Consider the following 21,328-nt stretch of genomic DNA (forward strand, 5'->3'; position numbering starts at 1 on the left):
ATCGTAGTCGCCCGCCACACACCGCAGCAGGCGCCTCAGCCCAGCAGGCTCTCGCGCAGCGCTGCGTCCTTGGCGTGCACCGACTTCTCCAGCGCCACTTGAAAGTCCGCCATCCGCTGGCGCAGCGCGGGATCGCTCGCCCCGAGCACCCGCACCGCGAGCAGGCCGGCGTTGCGCGCCCCGCCCACCGACACCGTCGCCACCGGCACCCCGGCCGGCATCTGCACGATGGACAGCAGCGAGTCCATGCCGTCGAGGTGCTTCAGCGGCACCGGCACGCCGATCACCGGCAGCGGCGTGGCCGAGGCCACCATCCCGGGCAGGTGCGCCGCCCCGCCGGCTCCGGCGATGATCACCCGCAGTCCCCGACCGGCCGCGCTGGTGGCGTAGTCGAGCATGCGCTGCGGGGTGCGGTGCGCGGAGACCACGCCCACCTCGAAGGGCACCTCGAACTCGGCCAGCGCCTCGGCAGCCGCCTGCATCACCGGCCAGTCGGAGTCGCTGCCCATGATCAGGCCCACCTGCGGATCACTCACCGTGCACGTCCCATCCGTCGGTCCACTCCGCGTGCGACATCCACCGTGCCGCCAGCTCCGCCTCGCGCTGCACCTGCTCCAGGTCGTCCCCGAGCATCGTCACGTGGCCCACCTTGCGACCGGGCCGCTCCGCCTTGCCGTAGAGGTGCAGCTTGGCGTGCGGCAGGCGGGCGAACAGGTGGTGGGTGCGCTCGTCCATGCTCATCGCCGGCGCCTCCGCGGCCCCGAGCACGTTGGCCATCACCACCACCGGCGCGGTCATGGCGGTGGAGCCCAGCGGGTAGTCCAGCACCGCCCGCAGGTGCTGCTCGAACTGCGAGGTGCGCGCCCCCTCGATGCTCCAGTGCCCCGAGTTGTGCGGGCGCATCGCCAGCTCGTTCACCAGCAGCTCGCCGTCGGCGGTCTCGAACAGCTCCACGGCCAGCACCCCCACCACGCCCAGCTGCGCGGCCAGGCCCAGGGCCAGCTGCTCGGCCTGCTCGGCCAGGGCGTCGGAGAGCTGCGGTGCCGGGGCCAGCACCAGCGCGCAGATGCCGTCGCGCTGCACCGTCTGCACCACCGGCCAGGCCGCGCCCTGCCCGAACGGCGAGCGCGCCACCACGGCGGCCAGCTCCCGGACGAACGGCACCCGCTGCTCCACCAGCAGCGGGGTGCCCGCCGCCAGCTGCTCGGCCACCACGGCGCGGGCCTGCTCGGCGGCGTCGAGCATCCACACCCCGCGGCCGTCGTAGCCCCCGCGGATGGCCTTGAGCACGCACGGCCAGCCGTGGGTGCCGCCGAAGGCGATGACGTCCTCGGGGCGGTGCACCTCGGCAAAGGGCGGCACCGGCGCGCCCAGCTCGGCCAGGCGCGTGCGCATCACCAGCTTGTCCTGGGCGTGCAGCAGCGCCTCCGGCGGTGGCAGCACCGCCACTCCCTCGGCCACCAGGGTGTGCAGGTGCTCTTGGGGAACGTGCTCGTGATCGAAGGTGACCGCCGTGGCACCGGCGGCCACCAGCCGCAGCGCGGCCAGGTCGGTGTGCGCACCGAGCACCACGTCCGGGCTGACCTGCGCGGCGGGGTCCTGCGGGCCGGCGGAGAGCACCCGCAGGGTCTGGCCCAGCGCGACCGCGGCCTGGGCCGTCATCCTGGCCAGCTGACCGCCGCCGATCATGGCGACCACCGGCGAGTCGCCGGCGCGGGCCGGGGCCGGTCGCGGGGCTTGCGCCACCGGTGTGGCGAGGTCCACGGGACGGGGCTGCACGTCATCGGTCACAGGCACAGATCGTGCCACGCGCTCGCGTGACCTCCCGCACCGCGCAGCCGTGCTCGGGCCACGCGGCGGCCCGGTCAAGGCGTCGGAGCCCGAGGTCGCCTCGTAGAGTGCGGGTCGTGTCCTTCGTCGACGCGGCTGTGGCCCGCATGCCAGCACCGCTACAAAAGCTGGCGCTCGCCCACCGTGAGCTAGTCAAGTTCGCCATGGTCGGCGGCACGACCTTCATCGTGGACACCGCCGTCTTCTACCTGCTCAAGACCACGGTGCTGGCGGAGAAGCCGGTGACCGCCAAGATCTTCGCGGTGCTGGTGGCCACGATCCTGTCGTACGTGCTCAACCGCGAGTGGTCGTTCAAGGCGCGCGGTGGCCGCGAGACCCACCACGAGGCGGCACTGTTCTTCGCGATCAGTGCGGTCGGCATGGGCATCAACGCCGCGCCGCTGTGGATCTCCAGCTACGTCTTCGAGCTGCGGGTGCCCAACGTGACCCCGCTCGAGGAGAACATCGCCGACTTCATCAGCGCGCAGATCATCGGCACGCTGCTGGCGATGGTGTTCCGCTGGTGGGCCTTCCGCAAGTTCGTCTTCCTCGAGCTGGAGGAGGACCTGGCGGCGGTGGAACCTCCCGGCGACGACCTGGCTGAGCGCGAGGCCAGCTGACCGTCCGAGCTCGCTGATCGTCCGAGCTCGCTGGGCGTTCCCTAGCGGGGCTCGCGCGCCACGGTGGCGGGCCGCTGGCTGGGCGTCGGCTCCGGGCCGGGCTCGCCGTCGGGGTGGGGCACGGTGAGGAACAGCGCGAACACCGGTGGTCGTGCCCTTCGCAGCTCCAGCCGTCCCCCGTCGGTCTCGGCCAGCGACCGGGCCAGCGCCAGCCCCACGCCGGTGGAGTCCGCCCCGCTGAACCCTCGCTCGAAGACGTGCCGGACCAGCTCGTCGGGCACGCCCGGCCCCTCGTCGGCCACCTCGATGAGCGCGGTGGGCTCCATGAACGAGTCGCTGCCGGGACCCAGGCGCCCGGGCACCAGCCGCATGGTGAGCCGCACCTCGCCCGCGCCGTGGGCCAGCGCGTTGTCCAGCAGCACACCGACGGTCTCGCGCAGCCGCGCCTGGTTCACCCGGGCGGTGGCGCTCTCCGGCACGTCCACCCGCAGCACCCGGCCGGCGTCGGTGTAGAGCGGCTCCCACTCCGCCACCAGCTCGTGCAGCACCCGGGCGGCGTCGGTGGCGCCGGCGGCGGAGGTCCGCACCGCCCGCGAGGCGGTCACCATGTCGTTGATGGCGTTGGTCAGGCGGTCCACCTGGGCCAGCGCGGCCGCGGCCTCCTCCACCACCACCGGGTCGGCGTGGTCGGCCAGCTCGTCCAGGCGCAGCCGCACCGCTGTGAGCCGGCTGCGCAGCTGGTGGGACACGTCGCCGACCAGCTCGCGCTCGCGGCGCACCAGGGCGGCGAGCTCCGCGGCGGAGGAGTCCAGCACGTCGGAGACGCGGTCCAGCTCGGCGATGTCGTAGCGGGTGGGGTCGGCCCGGAAGTCCCCCGAGCCCAGCCGGGCCGCTCGGTGGGCGACGTCCATCAGCGGACCAGCCAGCCGCCGGGCGGTGATGGTGGAGATCAGCGCCCCGCCGCCGGTGGCCACCAGGATGACCACCAGCACCACCGCCATCGCCTGCAGCTGGGTGGTGCGCAGCCCGTCGCTGGGCACCTGCAGCTCCAGCGACCCGGTGCGCCCCAGGTCGAGCACCTGCACCACCGGGTTGGCCACCTCCGGCGCCCCGATCACCACGCTCTGCATGGCGCCGTTGCCGTCGGGGTAGGTGACCTGCAGCCGTCCGCCCGCGGGCAGGGCCAGGCCCAGCCGGTCGGTGTCCAGCACGCCGTCGATGCGGTTGTTGTCGCCCTCCTGGGCGGTGAGGTCGGCAGCCACCCGGTCCAGCCGCGCAGCCAGGTCACCGGTGGTGACGTCGTCCACCAGCCGCCAGGTGGTGAACATCAGCGGCACCCCCAGCAGCAGCGCGGTCAGTGCCACCACCAGCAGGGTGGACATCAGGATGCGACGGCGCATCAGGCAGCCACCGGATCAGATGAGGTTGAGTCGGAACCCGACGCCGCGGACGGTGGAGATACGTCGGTCGAGGTCGCCGTTGTCCACGCTGACGCTGGCACCGCTGCTGTGCCCGCCGATCTTGCGGCGCAGCCACGACATGTGCATGTCCAGGGTCTTGGAGCCGCGCAGCGACGGGTCGCCCCACACCTCGGTGAGGATCTGCTCGCGGGTGACCACCTGGCCGGCGTGCTCCAGCAGCAGCTTGAGCAGCTCGTACTCCTTGTTGGCCAGGCTCACCTCGAGCCCGTCCACGTACACCCGCCGCGCGGCGTGGTCCAGCCGGATGCCGGCGATGTCGAGCACCTCGTCACCCCCGCTGCCGCGGCGGCGCAGCAGCGCCCGCACCCGGGCCATCAGCTCGGCCACCCGGAAGGGCTTGCCCACGTAGTCGTCGGCCCCGGCGTCCAGGCCCACCACGAAGTCCACCTCGTCGGTGCGCGCGGTCAACATGAGCACCGCGACGTCCGGACGCACGGTCCGCAACCGGCGGCACACCTCCAGCCCGTCCATGCCGGGCAGCCCCAGGTCGAGCACCAGCAGGTCGAAGTCACCAGTGGTGGCCTGCTTCAGCGTGTCCGGCCCGTCGGCCACCACCTCCACCGCGTAGCCCTCCCGCTGCAGGGCCCTGGCGAGCGGCACCGCGATGGCCTCGTCGTCCTCCGCGAGCAACACCTTCGTCACAAGAAGCCAGCCTATGCCTGCCCGAGCTTGGTGCGCTCAACGCTCGCTCTTTGCCGGGTCCGGCCACGCCTCGCGGTCGGGGTCGCGCTCCGCCGGGCCCCGACCGCTGTCCAGCACCTCGTGGTAGAGCAGCGTGTGCACCCGCGCCACCTGCGGGATGTCGTCGAACTCCAGCGGCTCCTGCGACGCCGACTCCACGATCAGCGTGCCGGTGCGCAGCAGCCGGTCGGTGAGGCTGTGCCGGAAGCGGACGCTGTTGATGCGGGTGATCGGGATGTCCAGGCCCGAGCGGTGCAGCAGCCCCTGGCGCACCAGGATCCGACGATCGGTGAGCACGAAGTGGGTGGTGGCCCAGCGCAGGAACGGCAGCAGCGTCAGCCGCCCCACCGCTGCGGCGGCCAGCACGGCCAGCACCACCCAGCCGGCGTGCGCCCAGCTCTGGTTGCGCACCGCGGCCGCCAGGAAGCACGCCAGCCCCACCACGCCCAGCAGCGCCAGCACGGGGCCGACCAGCATCTTCCAGTGCGGGTGCCGGTGCAGCACCACCTGCTCCTCCGGCGCGAGGGCGTCCTCGGGGTATGCCACGAGACCTCCCAGGTCGACGACGGGCGCGGGGAACGCTACCGCTGCGCGGATCGCACGTGTGTCACGTCTCCGGCGGACAGGGCGTGGGTGCGCCCGGTGGCGTCGCGCACCACCAGGCGGCCGGTGGCGTCCACGTCCACCGCCTCTCCTGCGAGCTCTTCGCCGTGCGGCAGGTGCACCAGCACCTCCTGGCCCAGCGTGGAGCAGCGCGCCCGGTAGGCCTGCGCCAGCCCGGACAGCACCGGGTCCCCGGCCTTGCCGCGCCAGGCGCGCTCCTGCCGGGCCAGCTCGCGCAGCACCGCGCGCACCACCGGGTCGCGATCGGTGCAGGCGGACTGCTCCAGCGCCAGCGAGGTCGCGGTGGGCACGGGCAGCTCCTCGGCCCGCAGGCTGACGTTGAGGCCCAGCCCCACCACCACCACGGGGTCCGGCCCGGTGGCGGCCAGCTCGGCGAGGATGCCGCCCAGCTTGCGGCCGTGCACCAGCACGTCGTTGGGCCACTTCAGCGTCACCGGCACCTCGGCGATCTGCTGCACCGCCTCGGCCACCGCCACCCCGGTCAGCAGCGGCAGCCAGCCCAGCTGGTCCAGCGGCACACCGCGAGTGCGCAGCAGCACCGACAGGTTCACCCCGGCGCGCGGCGGGCTGGTCCACTGACGGGCGTGTCGGCCCCGGCCGGAAACCTGCTCCTCGGCGATGAGCACCGTCCGGTCCGCGGCCCCGGCCCGAGCGGCGTCGAGCAGGTCGGCGTTGGTGGACCCGGTGCTGGTCACCACGTCCAGGGCCGCCCACCCACCGGCCGGTTCGACCAGCGCCGAGCGCAGCGCCGCGGCGTCCAGCGGGGGCCTGTCCAGGTCTGTCCACATGCCTCGATGGTCCCACGTGCCGCCATGCTGACACCGACGCGAGCGCGCCCGATAGAGTCCGCGACATGACCAGTGCGACGGAGCAGGCGGAAGCGGTCTCTTCTGCCCCAGACATCCACACCACCGCAGGCAAGCTCGCCGATTTCCACCAGCGCGAGGAAGCCGCCATCCATGCCGGGTCGGCCAAGGCCGCCGAGAAGGCGCACGAGATGGGCAAGATGACCGCCCGCGAGCGCATCGAGGCCCTGCTCGACCCCGGCTCGTTCGTGGAGCTGGACGCGCTGGCGCGGCACCGCTCCACCAACTTCGGGTTGGAGAAGAACCGCCCCCTCGGTGACGGCGTCGTCACCGGCTACGGCACCATCGACGGCCGCGAGGTGTGCCTGTTCAGCCAGGACGCCACCGTCTTCGGCGGCAGCCTCGGTGAGGTCTACGGCGAGAAGATCGTCAAGGTCATGGACCTGGCCATCAAGACCGGGCGCCCGCTGGTCGGCATCAACGAGGGCGCCGGCGCCCGCATCCAGGAGGGCGTGGTCTCCCTCGGCCTCTACGGCGAGATCTTCCTGCGCAACGTGCACGCCTCCGGCGTCATCCCGCAGATCTCCCTGATCATGGGCCCCTGCGCCGGTGGTCACGTCTACTCCCCCGCGCTCACCGACTTCATCGTGATGGTCGACCAGACCAGCCAGATGTTCATCACCGGCCCAGACGTCATCAAGACCGTGACCGGCGAGGACGTCACCATGGAGGAGCTGGGTGGCGCGCGCACGCACAACAGCAAGTCCGGTGTCGCCCACTACATGGGCAGCGACGAGCAGGACGCGCTGGACTACGTCAAGGAGCTGCTCAGCTACCTGCCGAGCAACAACCTCTCCGAGGCCCCCCGCTTCCCCGCGCCGCCGCTGACCGAGGGCTCCATCGCCGACAACGTCACCGAGGCCGACCTCGAGCTGGACACGCTGATCCCGGACTCCGCGAACCAGCCCTACGACATGCACGAGGTCATCTCCCGCATCGTCGACGACGGCGAGTTCCTCGAGGTCCAGTCGCTGTGGGCGCCGAACATCCTGGTCGGCTACGCCCGGGTGGAGGGCCGCAGCGTCGGCATCGTCGCCAACCAGCCCACCCAGTTCGCCGGCTGCCTGGACATCGACGCCAGCGAGAAGGCCGCCCGCTTCGTGCGCACCTGCGACGCCTTCAACGTCCCGGTGCTGACCCTGGTGGACGTGCCCGGCTTCCTGCCCGGCACCGAGCAGGAGTACATGGGCATCATCCGGCGCGGCGCCAAGCTGATCTACGCCTACGCCGAGGCCACCGTCCCCAAGGTCACCGTCATCACCCGCAAGGCCTACGGCGGCGCGTACGACGTGATGGGCTCCAAGCACCTCGGTGCCGACGTGAACCTGTCCTGGCCCACCGGCCAGATCGCCGTGATGGGCGCCTCCGGCGCGGTGGGCATCGTGCACCGTCGCAAGCTGGCGGCGGCCAAGGCGGCCGGCGAGGATGTCGACGCCCTGCACCAGCAGCTGCAGCAGGAGTACGAGGACACCCTCGTCAACCCTTACATCGGCGCCGAGCGCGGCTACGTCGACGCGGTCATCCAGCCCTCGCACACCCGTGGCCAGGTGGCTCGTGCGCTCAAGATCCTGGAGAGCAAGCGGGAGACGCTGCCGCCCAAGAAGCACGGGAACATCCCCCTGTGAGCGAGGACGCCGTGAGCGAAGGTACCGACGCGCAGGAGGCCACCCCGGCTCCTGAGCAGCCGCAGGCGGAGCCGATGCTGCGGGTGCTGCGTGGCCAGCCGACCGACGCCGAGCTGGCCGCGCTGGTGCTCGTGGTGGCGGCCGCCAGCTCCTCGCCGGAGCCCGAGCCCGAGCCCCGCTCGCTGTGGAACGACCCGGCGCTGCTGCTGCGCTCCTCGGCGATGCCGTCGTCGAGCGCGTGGACCTCGCCAGTCAGGGCGCGCTGACGCACTCGTGACCACCACCCTGGTGCTGGCCTCCGCCTCACCGGCTCGCCTCGCCGTGCTTCGTGCGGCCGGGGTGCAGCCGGTGGTGCGGGTCTCCGGGGTGGACGAGGACGCCCTCGTCGCCGAGCTGGGCGAGGCGCCACCGGAGGCAGTGGTGACGGCGCTGGCCCAGGCCAAGGCCGCCGACGTGGTCGCCGCCCTGGGCGCAGACCCGCTGCTGCACGACGCCGTCGTGGTCGGCTGCGACTCCATGCTGCACATCGGCGGTGCTCTGGTGGGCAAGCCGGGCACCACCGAGGTGGCCCGGCAGCGGTGGGGCGCGATGGCCGGCGGCAGTGGCGAGCTGCTCACCGGCCACTCCGTGCTGCGGGTGCGCGAGGGCGCGGTGACCGGCCAGGCCACCGGGGTGGGCCGCACCGTGGTGCGCTTCGCCGACCCGTCCGAGGCGGAGCTGCAGGCCTACCTGGCCACCGGGGAGCCGCTGCGGGTGGCCGGCTCGTTCACCCTGGACGGGCTGGGGGGCTGGTTCGTGGACGGCATCGACGGCGACCCCTCCAGCGTCATCGGCATCGGGCTGCCCCTGCTGCGCGGACTGCTCGCCGAGGTGGGCGTCGCGGTGCACACCCTCTGGGCGCCCGCCGGAGCCTGACCCTGCCCGACTCAGCACTGCCCGACCGAACCTCCTGATGGCGTGGGGACAGGGATCGGCGGGTGTCGGGTCCTCGTTCGACCCGGCACCCGCCGTCTCGCCGCGGCGCTGCGGCCGCTCGCCCCTGCCCGGCTCAGTCCGCCGGGAGCTGTTCGAACCCGTCGGGCGACACCGCCACCACCTGGCCGGCACCCGGCCCCGCCAGCGACATCGCGGTGGCGTACAGGGTCCCGTCCGAGAACGTGATCCCCAGCGGCATGGGCACCGCCGCGGCATAGCGTCCGCCCCCGTCCGGGTCGATCTTCACGATGCGCCCCGGCGGTGGGGCGTCCGGCGGGGGCTGCTCCCCCTCCGGCGCTCCGTAGGTCACCTCGGTGACGTACACCGCCCCGTCCGGACCCACGGCCACGCCGGTGGGCCCGTCCAGCCCGGTGATGGTGTTCTCCAGCGCTCCGGTGGCCGGGTTGATCACGTACACCCGGCCCTCCCCGGGCACCCCGGCGGTGAAGGCGCTGACGTAGAGGCTGCCCTCGGGACCGAAGGCCAGCCCGGTGGGCACCGAGTCGCAGCCCGGTGTCTCCGGCGAGTTGTTGGGCAGGCCCGCGCACGCGCCGGTGTTCACCGTCGGTGGGACGAACAGCGTGCGCACGTTGCCGAGGAAGTCGACCGCCAGCACGTCGTTGGCACCGCCGTCGGCGATGTAGGCGTCCTCGAAGTAGCTGCGCTTGAGGACGCGGAACGGGTTGGACAACGCGTCGAGCAGCTCGCCGTTCGGCCCCTCCTGCAGCTGGCCGTCCGGGTTGTTGGCCCGCTCGTAAGCGGTGAGGTCCGCGACCTTCTGCGGCGGTCCGAACAGGTTGGCCAGGTACAGCGACGCCGGGTCGGGTGAGCCCGCGGGCAGCGGCGGTGCCTCGGTGCCCGGCTCCGGCGCACCGGTGACGAAGGGCAGCTGGCCCCACGGCACGGTGGCGCTGGCGATCCCGCCCAGGTTCTGCACCAGCGGGACGCTGAGCTGCAGCGGGGGCAGCACGGCGGTGACCTGGCCGGCTCCAGCCTCGGTGACGTAGAGCAGACCCAGCGGGCCGCCCTGCACGTCGTAGGGGTTGTTCAACCCGCCGACGACCACCGAGTACGGGGGTGGCGGACCGGTCTCCTGCGCGTGGACGCTGGGTGCCGCCACCAGCGCCATGGCGGTCGCCGCAGCTGCGGTGCACACCGCCGCTGTCCGCCTCCGTCGTGTGTTTCCCCGCATCTCGGCCCCCCTGGACGTGAAGTTGGTGTGAGCAACGTAACGTGGCGCTGGCGCGTTGACAAGGTCGTTAGCCCTCTGACCTGGGGATATGCAGCGCGCCAAGGGTTTCCTCGAGCAACCGCCGGGCCGCGTGGGAATCCGTCGGCCACCTGTGGCAACGTCAGCACTGCATGCGCCACGTTGGCGCACACACACGTTTGCCTTGGAGGTAGCTGTGCCCGTCGCTGCGGAACAGAACGCCGAGCTCGCCGACTACGCCCATCCCGAGCGCCTGGTGTCCACCGGCTGGGTGGCCGGGCACCTGGGCGAGCCCGGCCTGAAGATCGTCGAGTCCGACGAGGACGTGCTGCTCTACGAGAGCGGCCACATCCCCGGCTCGGTCAAGATCGACTGGCACACCGACCTCAACGACCCGGTCACCCGGGACTACGTCGACGGCGAGGGCTTTGCCCGGCTGATGGCCAGCAAGGGCATCAGCCGCGACGACACCGTGGTGATCTACGGCGACAAGAGCAACTGGTGGGCCGCCTACGCCCTCTGGGTCTTCACCCTCTTCGGCCACCCCGACGTGCGGCTGATGAACGGTGGCCGCACGCTGTGGCAGGCCGAGGGCCGCGAGCTCACCCGGGACAAGCCCACCGTCACCCCCGCCGAGTACCCGGTGGTGCAGCGCTCCGACGAGGCCATCCGCGCCTTCAAGGACGACGTGCTCGCCCACCTGGGCCGCGGTCCCCTCATCGACGTGCGCTCGGTGCCGGAGTACACCGGCGAGCGCACCCACATGCCTGACTACCCGGAGGAGGGCGCCCTGCGGGGCGGACACATCCCCTCCGCCGCCAGCGTCCCGTGGGCGAAGGCCGCCGCGGAGGACGGGCGCTTCAAGTCCCGCGCCGAGCTGGAGGCGGTGTACCAGGACGAGGCCGGCCTCACCCCCGGTGACGACGTGATCGCCTACTGCCGCATCGGTGAGCGCTCCAGCCACACCTGGTTCGTGCTCACCCACCTGCTGGGCTACGACAAGGTGCGCAACTACGACGGGTCCTGGACCGAGTGGGGCAACATGGTCCGGGTGCCGATCGTGCGCGGCGCGGAGCGCGGGGAGGTCCCGACCTCGTGACCCTGCCCGCCAAGCTGACCGAGATCATCGAGGACTTCGAGGCCGTCGAGGGTCAGGACAAGCTGCAGCTGCTGCTGGAGCTCAGCGACGAGCTGCCCGCCCTGCCCGCCGAGCTGGCCGAGCACCCGGAGCTCCTCGAGCCGGTGCCGGAGTGCCAGACGACGCTGTTCCTCAAGGTCGACGCCGCCGACGCCGAGCACGTGCGGCTGTACTTCTCCGCCCCGCCGGAGTCGCCCACCACCCGCGGGTTCGCCTCGATCCTGCACCAGGGCCTGGACGGGGAGAGCCGGCAGACCGTGCTCGCCGTGCCGGAGGACTTCTACCTCGCCTTCGGCCTGGGCGAGGCGGTCAGCCCGTTGCGCCTGCGCGGGCTCTCCGCGATGCTCAGCCGGATCAAGCGTCAGGTCCGCGAGGCTCAGCAAGCCTGAGCAGCAGCTGGTCGCCCGTCCAGCCCGGTTCTCCCGTCCGTCCAGAGAGGTTCCGCATGCGCGCCGTCCAGATCACCAGCCTCGATGGTCCCGACGCAGTCGAGGTCGCCGAGGTGGCCGAGCCGAAGCAGGACGACGCGCTGGTGCGGGTGCAGGTGCACGCCGCCGGGGTCGCCTTTCCCGACGCGCTGCTCACCCGCGGGCTCTACCAGTACAAGCCCGAGCCGCCGTTCACCCCGGGCAGCGAGGTGGCCGGGGTGGTGCTGTCGGCGCCGGAGGGCAGCGGCTTCACCCCGGGCGACCGGGTGGTGGGGCTGACCGGCATGGGTGACGGCATGGCCGAGGTGGCCAACCTGTCCCCGGACATGACCTTCCCGCTGCCCGACGCCGTCTCCATGGCTGCTGGTGCCGGCCTGCTGTTCAACGACCTCACCGTGCACTTCGCGCTGGGCAAGCGCGGTCGGCTGGCCGACGGCGAGACGGTGCTGGTGCACGGCGCCGCCGGCGGCATCGGCACCTCCACGCTGCGGATGGCCAAGCTGCTCGGCGCCGCGCGCACCATCGCGGTGGTGAGCACCGAGGCCAAGGTGGCCACCGCCCGCGAGGCCGGCGCCGACGAGGTGGTGCTGGCCGAGGGCTGGCTGGCCCAGGTGAAGGAGCTCACCGGCGGCACCGGCGTCGACGTCATCCTCGACCCCGTCGGCGGCGACCGCTTCACCGACAGCATCCGTGCCCTCGCCCCTGCCGGTCGGCTGGTGGTGGTCGGCTTCACCGGCGGTGACATCCCCACCGTCAAGGTGAACCGGCTGCTGCTCAACAACGTGGACGTGGTGGGGGCCGGCTGGGGCGCGTGGTTCATGACGCACCCCGGGTACGTGTCGTCGCAGTGGGCGCAGATCCAGCCGTGGCTGGCCTCTGGGGAGCTGAGCGCCCCGCAGCCCTCGGTGTTCCCGCTGGAGCAGGCTGCCGACGCCATCGGTGCGCTGGAGCGCCGCGAGGCGCTGGGCAAGGTCGTGCTCACCCTGCGCTGAGCCGCGCGCAGGGGCTGGTCAGCGCGGCAGCCGACGCGCATGCTGGCCGGCACGAGCGAGCAGCCAGCCGGCCGAGACGCCCACCACGAGTGGGGGCTGCGCCACTGCTGACCGGTCGCCACTGCCCAGCTCGCCAGGTCCGGCGTGACCACCGAGCGGGAGCCCCGCGCGGCGTGGACCGGGGCAGGTGCGACGATGAGTCCCGCCTGCAGAGCCGTGGCTGCCGCGACACGACGTGCGCGGCAACCACCTCGTGAGCAGCCAGCGACATCGGCTGCCTAGACTCCACAGGCAAACTCCCGCGATCCCCGCCGTGGCGATCGCCCGCGACGACAGGAGGCTTCGTGCCGACTCCAGGCTCAGCGCCCACCCAGGACAGCGCAGCGATCACGAAGGTGCTCGTCGCCAACCGTGGCGAGATCGCGGTCCGCGTCATCCGTGCCTGCGCCGACTCGGGCATCAGCAGCGTCGCCGTCTACGCCGAGCCGGACGCGGACGCCCCGCACGTGCGCCTGGCCGACGAGGCCTTCGCGCTCGGTGGCCAGACCGGAGCCGACTCCTACCTCAACATCGAGAAGCTCCTCGACGCCGCGAAGAAGTCCGGCGCGGACGCGATCCACCCCGGCTACGGCTTCCTCTCCGAGAACGCCGACTTCGCCCAGGCCGTCATCGACGCCGACCTCATCTGGATCGGCCCGAGCCCGCAGTCCATCCGCGACCTCGGCGACAAGGTGACCGCCCGGCACATCGCCACCCGCGCGGGTGCGCCCCTGGTCCCCGGCACCAACGACCCGGTGGCCAACGCCGACGAGGTCGTGGCCTTCGCCAAGGAGCACGGTCTGCCCGTCGCCATCAAGGCCGCCTTCGGTGGCGGTGGCCGCGGCATGAAGGTCGCCCGCAGCATCGAGGAGATCCCCGAGCTGTTCGACTCCGCCACCCGCGAGGCCGTCAGCGCCTTCGGTCGCGGCGAGTGCTTCGTGGAGCGCTACCTGGACAAGCCCCGCCACGTGGAGGCGCAGGTCCTGGCCGACATGCACGGCAACGTCATCGTCGTCGGCACCCGCGACTGCTCCCTGCAGCGCCGCTTCCAGAAGCTGGTCGAGGAGGCCCCCGCGCCGTTCCTCACCGACGAGCAGCGCAAGGAGATCCACACCAGCGCCAAGGCCATCTGCAAGGAGGCCAGCTACTACGGCGCCGGCACGGTGGAGTACCTGGTGGGCCAGGACGGGCTCATCTCCTTCCTCGAGGTGAACACCCGCCTGCAGGTGGAGCACCCGGTGAGCGAGGAGACCACCGGCATGGACCTGGTGCGTGCCCAGTTCCGCATCGCCGAGGGCAAGGCCCTGGAGATCACCGAGGACCCCGAGCCCCGCGGGCACTCCTTCGAGTTCCGCCTCAACGGTGAGGACGTGGGCCGCGGCTTCCTGCCCGCCCCCGGCACCGTCACCCGCTTCGTCCCCCCCGCCGGCCCCGGCGTCCGCAACGACGTGGGCGTGGAGAGCGGCAGCGTCATCGGCGGCCAGTTCGACTCCATGCTCGGCAAGCTGATCGTCAGCGGCGCCGACCGCAAGCAGGCGCTGGAGCGCTCCCGCCGCGCGCTCGACGAGCTCGTCGTCGAGGGCATGGCCACCGTGGTGCCCTTCCACCGGCTGGTCGTCCGCGACCCCGCCTTCATCGGCACCGACGAGGGCTTCGACGTGCACACCCGCTGGATCGAGACCGAGTGGGAGAACACCGTCGAGCCCTTCGGCGGCGCGGTTCCCGCCGACGACGACACCACCCCCCGCCAGACCGTGGTGGTCGAGGTGGGCGGACGCCGCCTGGAGGTGTCGCTGCCCGGCGACCTCGCCCTCGGTGGCGGCGGTGGCGCGGCTGCGGCCAAGAAGCCCAAGTCCCGCAAGCGTTCCGGTGGTGGCGCTGCCGCATCGGGCAACTCGGTGGTGGCGCCCATGCAGGGCACCGTCGTCAAGGTTGCCGTCGAGGAGGGCCAGCAGGTCACCGCGGGCGAGCTCATCGCGGTGCTCGAGGCGATGAAGATGGAGAACCCGGTCACCGCCCACAAGGACGGCACCATCTCCGGCCTCTCCGTCGAGCCCGGCGCGGCGGTCACCCAGGGCACCGTGCTCTGCGAGCTGAACGACTAGCAGCACCTGATCGACTCACCGGCCCTGCCCCGCGAGCTTCGCGAGGCAGGGCCGGTGCACGTTCGGCCCGAGACCCGACCAGACCAGCCCCGAGGGAGCCCCGACCGTGGAGCCGATCGAGATCAACGCCGGCACCTGGTACCTGCGCGCGCTGCGCGCCGACGAGCGGGTGGACGACTGCGCCACGCTGCTGACCACCGCGGACGACCCCGCCACCCTGCGCCACGCCCCTGAGCTGGTCGTGCGCACCCGGGAGGAGGCGGTGGCCTCGGTGGCGCGGCGCGTCACGCAGTGGGCCGACGAGACCGGTTTCTCCTGGGCCGTGTGCGAGCCCACCACCGGGGAGATGCTCGCCGAGGTTCGGCTGCGCAACGTCGACCACACCCACCGCAGCGCGGAGCTGGCCTGCTGGACCGCGCCGGCACACCGCCGCCGCGGCGTCATGGGCACCGCCGCCGGAGCGGTCACCCGGCTGGCCCTGGCCCCAGAGCGGCTGGGCGGGCTGGGCCTGCACCGGCTCAGCTACCTGCACACCGCGGACAACCCCGCCGCCGCGACGATCGCGCTGCGCTGCGGCATGACCGCCGAGGGTCGCCTGCGACAGGCGGCGCTGCTCGACGACGAGTGGCAAGACGTGCTGCTGCACGCCCGGCTGGCCACCGACTAGGCCTGGTCGGAGCAGCCGTCAGGGCGGCTCAGGTCAGCGGCTCGGCGATCTTCTCCCGCGCCTCGGGGGCGGCGGCGCGCAGCGCGTCCGCAGCAGCGTCGGTGAGCTCGGTCTGCGACTCCACCTCGGCGTGCACCCGCGACGTGTAGGTCTCCACCTCCCGCGTGGTGGTCGCCTCGTCCCACCCGAGCACCGGGGCCAGCAGCTCGGCCACCTCCCTGGCGCAGTCCACGCCGCGGTGGTCGTACTCGATGGAGATGCGGGTGCGCCGGGCCAGCACGTCCTCCAGGTGCAGCGCGCCCTCGGCCGCAGCGCCGTACACCGCCTCCACCCGCAGGTAGTCCGGCGCCTTCGCGAGGGGACGCAGCAGGCTCGGGTCGTCGGCGGCCAGCGCGAGCACCTGGTCGATCTCCGAGCCGTAGCGGTCGAGCAGGTGGCGCACCCGGTAGGGGTGCAGCCCGTGGCGCTCACCCACCTGCTGTGCCTGGTTCACCAGCGCGAAGTAGCCGTCCGCCCCCAGCAGCGGGACCTTGTCGGTCACCGAGTCCGCCACCCGGGTGGGCACGTCCTCGGCGGCGACGTCCACGGCATCGGCGCCCATCACCCGGTAGGTGGTGTACTTGCCGCCGGCGATGGCCACCAGCCCGGGCGCGACCCGGGCCACGGCGTGCTCGCGGGAGAGCTTGGAGCTCTGCTCGCTCTCCCCCGCCAGGAGTGGGCGCAGGCCGGCGTAGACGCCCTCGATGTCGGCGGGGGTCAGCGGCACCGCCAGCACCCGGTTGACGTGGTCGAGCAGGTAGTCGATGTCGGCACGGGTGGCCGCCGGGTGCGCCAGGTCGAGGTTCCAGTCGGTGTCGGTGGTGCCGATGATCCAGTGGTGGCCCCACGGGATGACGAACAGCACCGAGGTCTCGGTGCGCAGGATCATCGCCGCCTCGCTCACGATCTTGTCCCGACCCACCACGACGTGCACGCCCTTGGAGGCCCGCACCTTGAACCGCCCACGCCCGCCGGCGACGTGCTGCAGCTCGTCGGTCCACACACCGGTGGCGTTGATGACGGCGTGGCCGTGCACCTCGGTCTCCCGACCGTCCTCGGAGTCGCGCACCCGCACCCCGCTGATCCGGTCGGCCTCGCGGAGGAACCCCACCACCTGGGTGGAGGTGCGCACCACCGCGCCGTAGTGCGCCGCCGTGCGGGCCACCGTCATGGTGTGCCGGGCGTCGTCCACCACGGTGTCGTAGTAGCGGATGCCGCCGACCAGCGCCTTGGGCTTGAGCCCCGGAGCCAGCCGCAGCGCTGCCGCCCGGGTGAGGTGGTGCTGGCGCGGCACCGACTTGGCCCCGCCCATGGTGTCGTAGAGGAACATCCCCGCCGCCACGTACGGGCGCTCCCACACCCGGTGGGTGAGCGGGTAGAGGAACTTCAGCGGCTTGACCAGGTGCGGGGCCAGGGTGGACAGCGACAGCTCCCGCTCGTGCAGCGCCTCGCGCACCAGGCCGAACTCCAGCTGCTCCAGGTAGCGCAGGCCACCGTGGAACATCTTGGACGAGCGGCTGGACGTGCCCGACGCCAGGTCGCGCGCCTCCACCAGGGCCACCCGCAGCCCTCGGGTGGCCGCGTCCAGCGCCGCGCCCGCGCCCACCACCCCACCGCCGATGACGATCACGTCGAACTGCTCGGCACCCAGCTTCTCCCAGGCCTCCGCACGCTCGCGCGGGCCCAACACTCCATCTCGCTGCTGCTCGGTCAAGTCGGCTCCCTGGGTCGGACGTGCCTGCCTGCGGTGCACCGTGTCGTCGTGCTGCCTCCGCCGCGCCGCGTGGTCACTCCTCGGAGGCGAGCGGGTCGGTCTCGTCAGCACGGTGCCGGGGGGCGTCGAAGGCGTCGTCGGACGCCTGCAGTGCCGACCTGGCGTGCAGCACGTCACCGATGAACCAATCGTAGATGAGCACGCCGACCACGCCCCCGACCAGCGGACCCACGATGGGTATCCAGAAGTACCAGCTGAAGGCGCCCGGCACCGTTCCCGGCAGCGCCACCTCGCCCCACCCGGCGAAGAACGCGAACAGCCGCGGCCCGAAGTCACGAGCAGGGTTGATGGCGTACCCGGCGTTGGCGCCGAAGGACATCCCGATCGCGGCCACCACCAGACCGACCAGCAGCGGGCCGAGGTTGGCCCGCACCGCCTGGTTGCGCAGGTCGACCACCGCCGCCACGAAGACGATGAGGAACGCGGTGCCCACCACCTGGTCGATCAGCGGTCCGGCGATGGCGCCCTCGAAGTACGGCGCAGGCACGGTGCCGAAGATGGAGAAGGTGGTGTTGCCGCCGGCGGAGCTCCTGGTGGCCCCCACCGCCGCGTTGTACGCGTCGATCGCGTCGTAGTAGACCAGGTAGACCAGCGCGGCTCCGAGGAAGGCACCGACCACCTGGGAGCCCATGTAGGGCGCGACCTTGCGCCAGGCGAACCCGCGGCGCACGGCGAACGCCAGGGTGACCGCGGGGTTGAGGTGCGCCCCGCTCACGCCGCCGGCCACGTACACCCCGAAGGCCACGGCCAGCGCCCAGCCCCAGGTGATCAGCAGCCAGTCACCGGCACCCAGGAAGAACGTGGTGGGGCTCTCGGTGCGCTCGGAGCCGGGCAGCCCCGCCACGGCCATCGCCACCACGCCGTTGCCGAAGGAGATGAGCACGAAGGTGCCCAGGCCCTCGGCCAGGCACTCCCCCCAGGTCCCGCCCAGCCGCTTCAGCCCGCTGCCCTGGCGAACGGCTCGTCGCAGCGGAGTCACGTCGGTCATGGCCTCGCCTCCCGGCACTGCCTTCGCCGTCCACCGGCACCGCCTTCGCCGTCCACCGGCACCGCCTCACGCGATAGCGTGTGGGCTACGTCACCCACCTCAGAACGGTACAACCGCAGCCCAGGACCGGCCAGGAGAGAGGGAGGACCCGTGAGCAGCTCCAGCAGCGCCGCCCCCCAGAAGTACGTTGCCGCGATCGACCAGGGCACCACGTCCAGCCGGTGCATGATCTTCGACCACTCCGGCCGCGTGGTTGCCGTCGACCAGCGCGAGCACGAGCAGATCTTCCCGCGGGCCGGCTGGGTGGAGCACGACCCGATGGAGGTCTGGAACAACGTCCGCAACGTCACCGCGGGGGCGCTGGCCGACGCCGACCTCACCGCCGACGACATTGCCGCGGTGGGCATCACCAACCAGCGGGAGACCGCGGTGGTGTGGGACCGCCGCACCGGCGAGCCGATCTACAACGCGATCGTCTGGCAGGACACCCGCACCGACCGCATCTGCTCGGCCCTGGGCACCGACGACGGCCCGGACCGCTACCGCGACGTCACCGGGCTGCCGCTGGCCACGTACTTCTCCGGCCCCAAGGTGATGTGGATCCTGGACAACGTCGAGGGAGCGCGGGAGCGGGCCGAGGCCGGCGAGCTGTGCTTCGGCACCATGGACTCCTGGGTGCTGTGGAACATGACGGGCGGCCCGGACGGCGGGGTGCACCAGACCGACGTCACCAACGCCTCGCGGACGCTGCTGATGGACCTGGACACCCTGGCCTGGGACCCGGCGATCTGCGCGGACATGGGCATCCCGGAGTCGATGCTGCCCGAGATCAAGAGCTCCTCACAGATCTACGGCGAGGTGCGCGCCCGCGGCACGCTCAGCCGGGTGCCCATCGCCGGCATCCTGGGCGACCAGCAGGCAGCCACCTTCGGCCAGGCCTGCCTGGTGCCGGGCGAGGCCAAGAACACCTACGGGACCGGCAACTTCGTGCTGCTGAACACCGGCACCGAGAAGGTGATGAGCAAGAACGGGCTGCTCACCACCGTCTGCTACAAGATCGGCGAGAACGCCCCGGTGTACGCGCTGGAGGGATCCATCGCCGTCACCGGCTCGCTGGTGCAGTGGCTGCGGGACAACCTGGGCATGATCGACACCGCCGCCGACATCGAGACCCACGCCCGCTCGGTGGACGACAACGGCGGGGCCTACTTCGTGCCCGCCTTCTCCGGGCTGTTCGCCCCGTACTGGCGCTCCGACGCCCGCGGCGCCATCGTCGGGCTCACCCGCTACGTCACCAAGGGCCACCTCGCCCGGGCCGTCCTCGAGGCGACGGCCTACCAGACCCGTGCGGTGATCGACGCGATGAACAAGGACTCCGGAGTCGACCTCAGGGTGCTCAAGGTCGACGGCGGCATGGTGGTCAACGAGCTGCTCATGCAGTTCCAGGCCGACCTGCTCGGCGTGGAGGTGGTCCGTCCGGTGGTGGCGGAGACCACCGCCCTGGGCGCGGCCTACGCCGCCGGTCTCGCGGTGGGGTTCTGGGCCAGCGAGGACGACATCCGGGAGAACTGGCGCGAGGACAAGACCTGGTCACCGGCGATGGACCCCGCGGAGCGCGACCGTCTCTACGCCGGCTGGCAGAAGGCGGTCACCCGCACCTTCGACTGGGTCGACGACGAGGAGTAGCTAGTCCAGGTCGTCGTGGCCCATCAGCTGGCGGCCGGTCTCGGTGATCGACCCGGACAGCGACGGGTACACCGAGAACGTCTGGGCCAGGTCGGTGACGGTGAGGTGGTGCTGCACGGCCAGCGCGATGGGCAGGATCAGCTCCGACGCCACCGGGGCCACCACCACGCCACCGATGACCACGCCGGTGGAGGGCCGGCAGAACAGCTTGACGAAGCCGCGGCGCAGACCCTGCATCTTGGCGCGCGGGTTGGTGGCCAGCGGCAGCAGCACGGTGCGCGCGGCCACCTCGCCGGCGTCGATCGCGTTCTGGCTGATGCCCACCGTCGCCAGCTCCGGCCGGGTGAACACCGCCGAGGCCACGGTCTTGAGCTTGATGGGCAGCACGCCCTCGCCGAGGGCGTGCCACATGGCGGTGCGGCCCTGCATCGCGGCCACGGAGGCCAGCGGCAGCAGGCCGGTGCAGTCGCCGGCGGCGTAGATGCCCGGCACCTGGGTGCGGGAGACCCGGTCCACCGGGATGTAGCCGCCCCGGTTGAGCTGCAGGCCGACCTGCTCCAGGCCCAGGCCTGCGGTGTTGGGCACGGAGCCCACCGTCATCAGGGCGTGGCTGCCCTCCACCGTGCGACCGTCGGCCATCACCACCCGAACCCCGGACTCGGTGCGCTCCACCGTCTCGGCGCGGGCCTCCTTGACCAGGGTGACGCCGCGCTCGGCGAGCACCGCCTCCAGCACCGCGGCGGCGTCGGCGTCCTCCCCGGGCAGCACGCGGTCGCGGCTGGAGACCAGCGTGACCTTGACGCCCATCTCGGTGTAGGCGGAGACGAACTCCGCGCCGGTCACGCCGGAGCCGACCACGATGAGGTGCTCGGGCAGCTCGGTGAGGTCGTAGATCTGGCGCCAGTCCAGGATCCGCTCGCCGTCGGGCACCGCACCGGGCAGCACCCGGGGGCGGGCGCCGGTGGCCAGCAGCACCACGTCGGCGTCGAGCACCTCGGCCTCGCCCTCCTCGGGCGGGGTCACGTTGCCCTCCGCGTCCAGCCGCTCCACCGCCACCCGGTGCGTGGCCAGGCCGGGGACGTCGTCCACCAGGCGCGCGCTGCCGCGGATGAGCTCCACGCCCTCGCGCTGCAGGCGCACCCGGATGTCGGCCGACTGGGCCAGGGCGAGGGACTTCACCCGGCCGTGCACCACGGGCACGGCCACCGCGGCCTCGTCCAGGTCGATCTGCACACCCAGGTCCGCCGCGCGCCGCAGGTCGGTGCGCACGCCCGCGGAGGAGATGAACGTCTTGGAGGGCACGCAGTCGTAGAGCACGCAGGCCCCGCCGAGGCCCTCGGCCTCCACGACCACCACGTCGGCGCCGTACTGCGCCGCCACGAGTGCCGCCTCGTACCCGGCAGGGCCACCACCGATGATCACGATGCGGGTCACTGGTTCCTCCAAGCTTGGTCATGCTCGATGCCCACGTCGGGGCCCGGTAGGACCAAGGGACGCGGGTTTGACGGCACCCACGGTATCGCCTGCACCGATGACGGCTGCGCCACACCGCGCGGCTAC

At 72.4% G+C, this 21,328-nt stretch carries 20 protein-coding genes; 10 read left to right on the forward strand and 10 right to left on the reverse strand.

What is annotated here, in order from left to right:
* Positions 1-35 precede the first annotated feature (35 nt).
* Together purE and AC3YO9_RS00585 are read right to left on the reverse strand one after the other, a co-directional pair.
* On the reverse strand, positions 36-536 hold the full coding sequence (purE, locus tag AC3YO9_RS00580) for a 5-(carboxyamino)imidazole ribonucleotide mutase (protein ID WP_277601698.1): 501 nt from the start codon (positions 534-536) through the stop codon (positions 36-38).
* Complete coding sequence (locus tag AC3YO9_RS00585) at positions 529-1,746, reverse strand: 5-(carboxyamino)imidazole ribonucleotide synthase (protein WP_489982545.1); 1,218 nt, start codon at positions 1,744-1,746, stop codon at positions 529-531. Before AC3YO9_RS00585 ends, purE begins: the two co-directional genes overlap by 8 nt.
* A 161-nt stretch (positions 1,747-1,907) precedes the next feature.
* On the opposite strand from AC3YO9_RS00585, the gene AC3YO9_RS00590 reads away from it, so the two are divergent.
* Positions 1,908-2,450 carry a GtrA family protein gene (locus AC3YO9_RS00590; RefSeq protein WP_127783859.1) on the forward strand — a complete coding sequence of 181 codons (543 nt, stop codon included), beginning with the start codon at positions 1,908-1,910 and terminating at the stop codon, positions 2,448-2,450.
* A gap of 41 nt (positions 2,451-2,491) precedes the next feature.
* Here AC3YO9_RS00590 and AC3YO9_RS00595 read toward each other — a convergent pair whose 3' ends face one another.
* Genes AC3YO9_RS00595 through AC3YO9_RS00610 form a run of 4 tightly spaced genes read right to left on the reverse strand, consistent with a single transcriptional unit; the run spans position 2,492 to position 6,024 of the window.
* Positions 2,492-3,850 carry a sensor histidine kinase gene (locus AC3YO9_RS00595; protein WP_489981815.1) on the reverse strand — a complete coding sequence of 453 codons (1,359 nt, stop codon included), beginning with the start codon at positions 3,848-3,850 and terminating at the stop codon, positions 2,492-2,494.
* A 15-nt stretch (positions 3,851-3,865) separates the two neighbouring features.
* Positions 3,866-4,573, reverse strand: a complete 708-nt coding sequence (locus tag AC3YO9_RS00600) for a response regulator transcription factor (RefSeq protein WP_127783861.1) — start codon at positions 4,571-4,573, stop codon at positions 3,866-3,868.
* Between the two features lie 36 nt (positions 4,574-4,609).
* Complete coding sequence (locus AC3YO9_RS00605; RefSeq protein WP_489981816.1) at positions 4,610-5,158, reverse strand: PH domain-containing protein; 549 nt, start codon at positions 5,156-5,158, stop codon at positions 4,610-4,612.
* Between the two features lie 35 nt (positions 5,159-5,193).
* Positions 5,194-6,024, reverse strand: coding sequence for a biotin--[acetyl-CoA-carboxylase] ligase (locus tag AC3YO9_RS00610; protein ID WP_127783863.1), 831 nt, complete (start codon positions 6,022-6,024; stop codon positions 5,194-5,196).
* Positions 6,025-6,089: 65 nt separating this feature from the next.
* Between AC3YO9_RS00610 and AC3YO9_RS00615 the strand changes: the two genes are divergently transcribed.
* The 3 genes from AC3YO9_RS00615 to AC3YO9_RS00625 are packed head-to-tail and all read left to right on the forward strand — an operon-like array spanning position 6,090 to position 8,642.
* Complete coding sequence (locus tag AC3YO9_RS00615; RefSeq protein ID WP_489981817.1) at positions 6,090-7,727, forward strand: acyl-CoA carboxylase subunit beta; 1,638 nt, start codon at positions 6,090-6,092, stop codon at positions 7,725-7,727.
* Positions 7,724-7,993, forward strand: a complete 270-nt coding sequence (locus tag AC3YO9_RS00620; protein ID WP_489981818.1) for an acyl-CoA carboxylase epsilon subunit — start codon at positions 7,724-7,726, stop codon at positions 7,991-7,993. Before AC3YO9_RS00615 ends, AC3YO9_RS00620 begins: the two co-directional genes overlap by 4 nt.
* A 7-nt stretch (positions 7,994-8,000) precedes the next feature.
* Complete coding sequence (locus tag AC3YO9_RS00625) at positions 8,001-8,642, forward strand: Maf family protein (protein WP_489981819.1); 642 nt, start codon at positions 8,001-8,003, stop codon at positions 8,640-8,642.
* Between the two features lie 133 nt (positions 8,643-8,775).
* On the opposite strand, the gene AC3YO9_RS00630 is transcribed toward AC3YO9_RS00625, so the two are convergent.
* Entirely contained in the window at positions 8,776-9,858 is a 1,083-nt protein-coding gene (locus AC3YO9_RS00630) for a ScyD/ScyE family protein (RefSeq protein ID WP_489981820.1), read from the reverse strand.
* 250 nt (positions 9,859-10,108) lie between these two features.
* Between AC3YO9_RS00630 and AC3YO9_RS00635 the strand changes: the two genes are divergently transcribed.
* From AC3YO9_RS00635 to AC3YO9_RS00655, 5 genes are all read left to right on the forward strand, one after another.
* Positions 10,109-11,011 carry a sulfurtransferase gene (locus tag AC3YO9_RS00635; protein ID WP_489981821.1) on the forward strand — a complete coding sequence of 301 codons (903 nt, stop codon included), beginning with the start codon at positions 10,109-10,111 and terminating at the stop codon, positions 11,009-11,011.
* A complete protein-coding gene (locus tag AC3YO9_RS00640; RefSeq protein ID WP_489981822.1) occupies positions 11,008-11,439 on the forward strand; it encodes a SufE family protein in 432 nt (143 codons plus the stop codon). The genes AC3YO9_RS00635 and AC3YO9_RS00640 overlap by 4 nt, the downstream gene beginning before the upstream one ends.
* A gap of 56 nt (positions 11,440-11,495) precedes the next feature.
* A complete protein-coding gene (locus tag AC3YO9_RS00645) occupies positions 11,496-12,470 on the forward strand; it encodes an NADPH:quinone oxidoreductase family protein (protein ID WP_489981823.1) in 975 nt (324 codons plus the stop codon).
* A 344-nt stretch (positions 12,471-12,814) separates the two neighbouring features.
* Positions 12,815-14,614: an acetyl/propionyl/methylcrotonyl-CoA carboxylase subunit alpha gene (locus AC3YO9_RS00650; protein ID WP_127783868.1), complete on the forward strand. Its 1,800-nt coding sequence runs from the start codon at positions 12,815-12,817 to the stop codon at positions 14,612-14,614.
* A gap of 106 nt (positions 14,615-14,720) precedes the next feature.
* On the forward strand, positions 14,721-15,281 hold the full coding sequence (locus AC3YO9_RS00655) for a GNAT family N-acetyltransferase (protein WP_489981824.1): 561 nt from the start codon (positions 14,721-14,723) through the stop codon (positions 15,279-15,281).
* Positions 15,282-15,309: 28 nt separating this feature from the next.
* Here the strand turns inward: AC3YO9_RS00655 and AC3YO9_RS00660 are convergent, their stop codons facing one another.
* Positions 15,310-17,034, reverse strand: a complete 1,725-nt coding sequence (locus AC3YO9_RS00660) for a glycerol-3-phosphate dehydrogenase/oxidase (RefSeq protein WP_489981825.1) — start codon at positions 17,032-17,034, stop codon at positions 15,310-15,312.
* Positions 17,035-17,107: 73 nt separating this feature from the next.
* Positions 17,108-18,082, reverse strand: a complete 975-nt coding sequence (locus AC3YO9_RS00665) for an MIP/aquaporin family protein (protein ID WP_127783871.1) — start codon at positions 18,080-18,082, stop codon at positions 17,108-17,110.
* A 150-nt stretch (positions 18,083-18,232) separates the two neighbouring features.
* Here AC3YO9_RS00665 and glpK point away from each other — a divergent pair, with 150 nt between their 5' ends.
* Positions 18,233-19,768 (forward strand): glycerol kinase GlpK, encoded by a 1,536-nt coding sequence (gene glpK, locus AC3YO9_RS00670; RefSeq protein ID WP_489981826.1) that lies wholly within the window; start codon positions 18,233-18,235, stop codon positions 19,766-19,768.
* Here glpK and AC3YO9_RS00675 read toward each other — a convergent pair whose 3' ends face one another.
* Positions 19,769-21,202 carry an NAD(P)H-quinone dehydrogenase gene (locus tag AC3YO9_RS00675; RefSeq protein WP_489981827.1) on the reverse strand — a complete coding sequence of 478 codons (1,434 nt, stop codon included), beginning with the start codon at positions 21,200-21,202 and terminating at the stop codon, positions 19,769-19,771.
* Between the last annotated feature and the right edge of the window lie 126 nt (positions 21,203-21,328).

It is taken from the genome of Rhodococcus sp. Z6_132, from assembly GCF_058133635.1.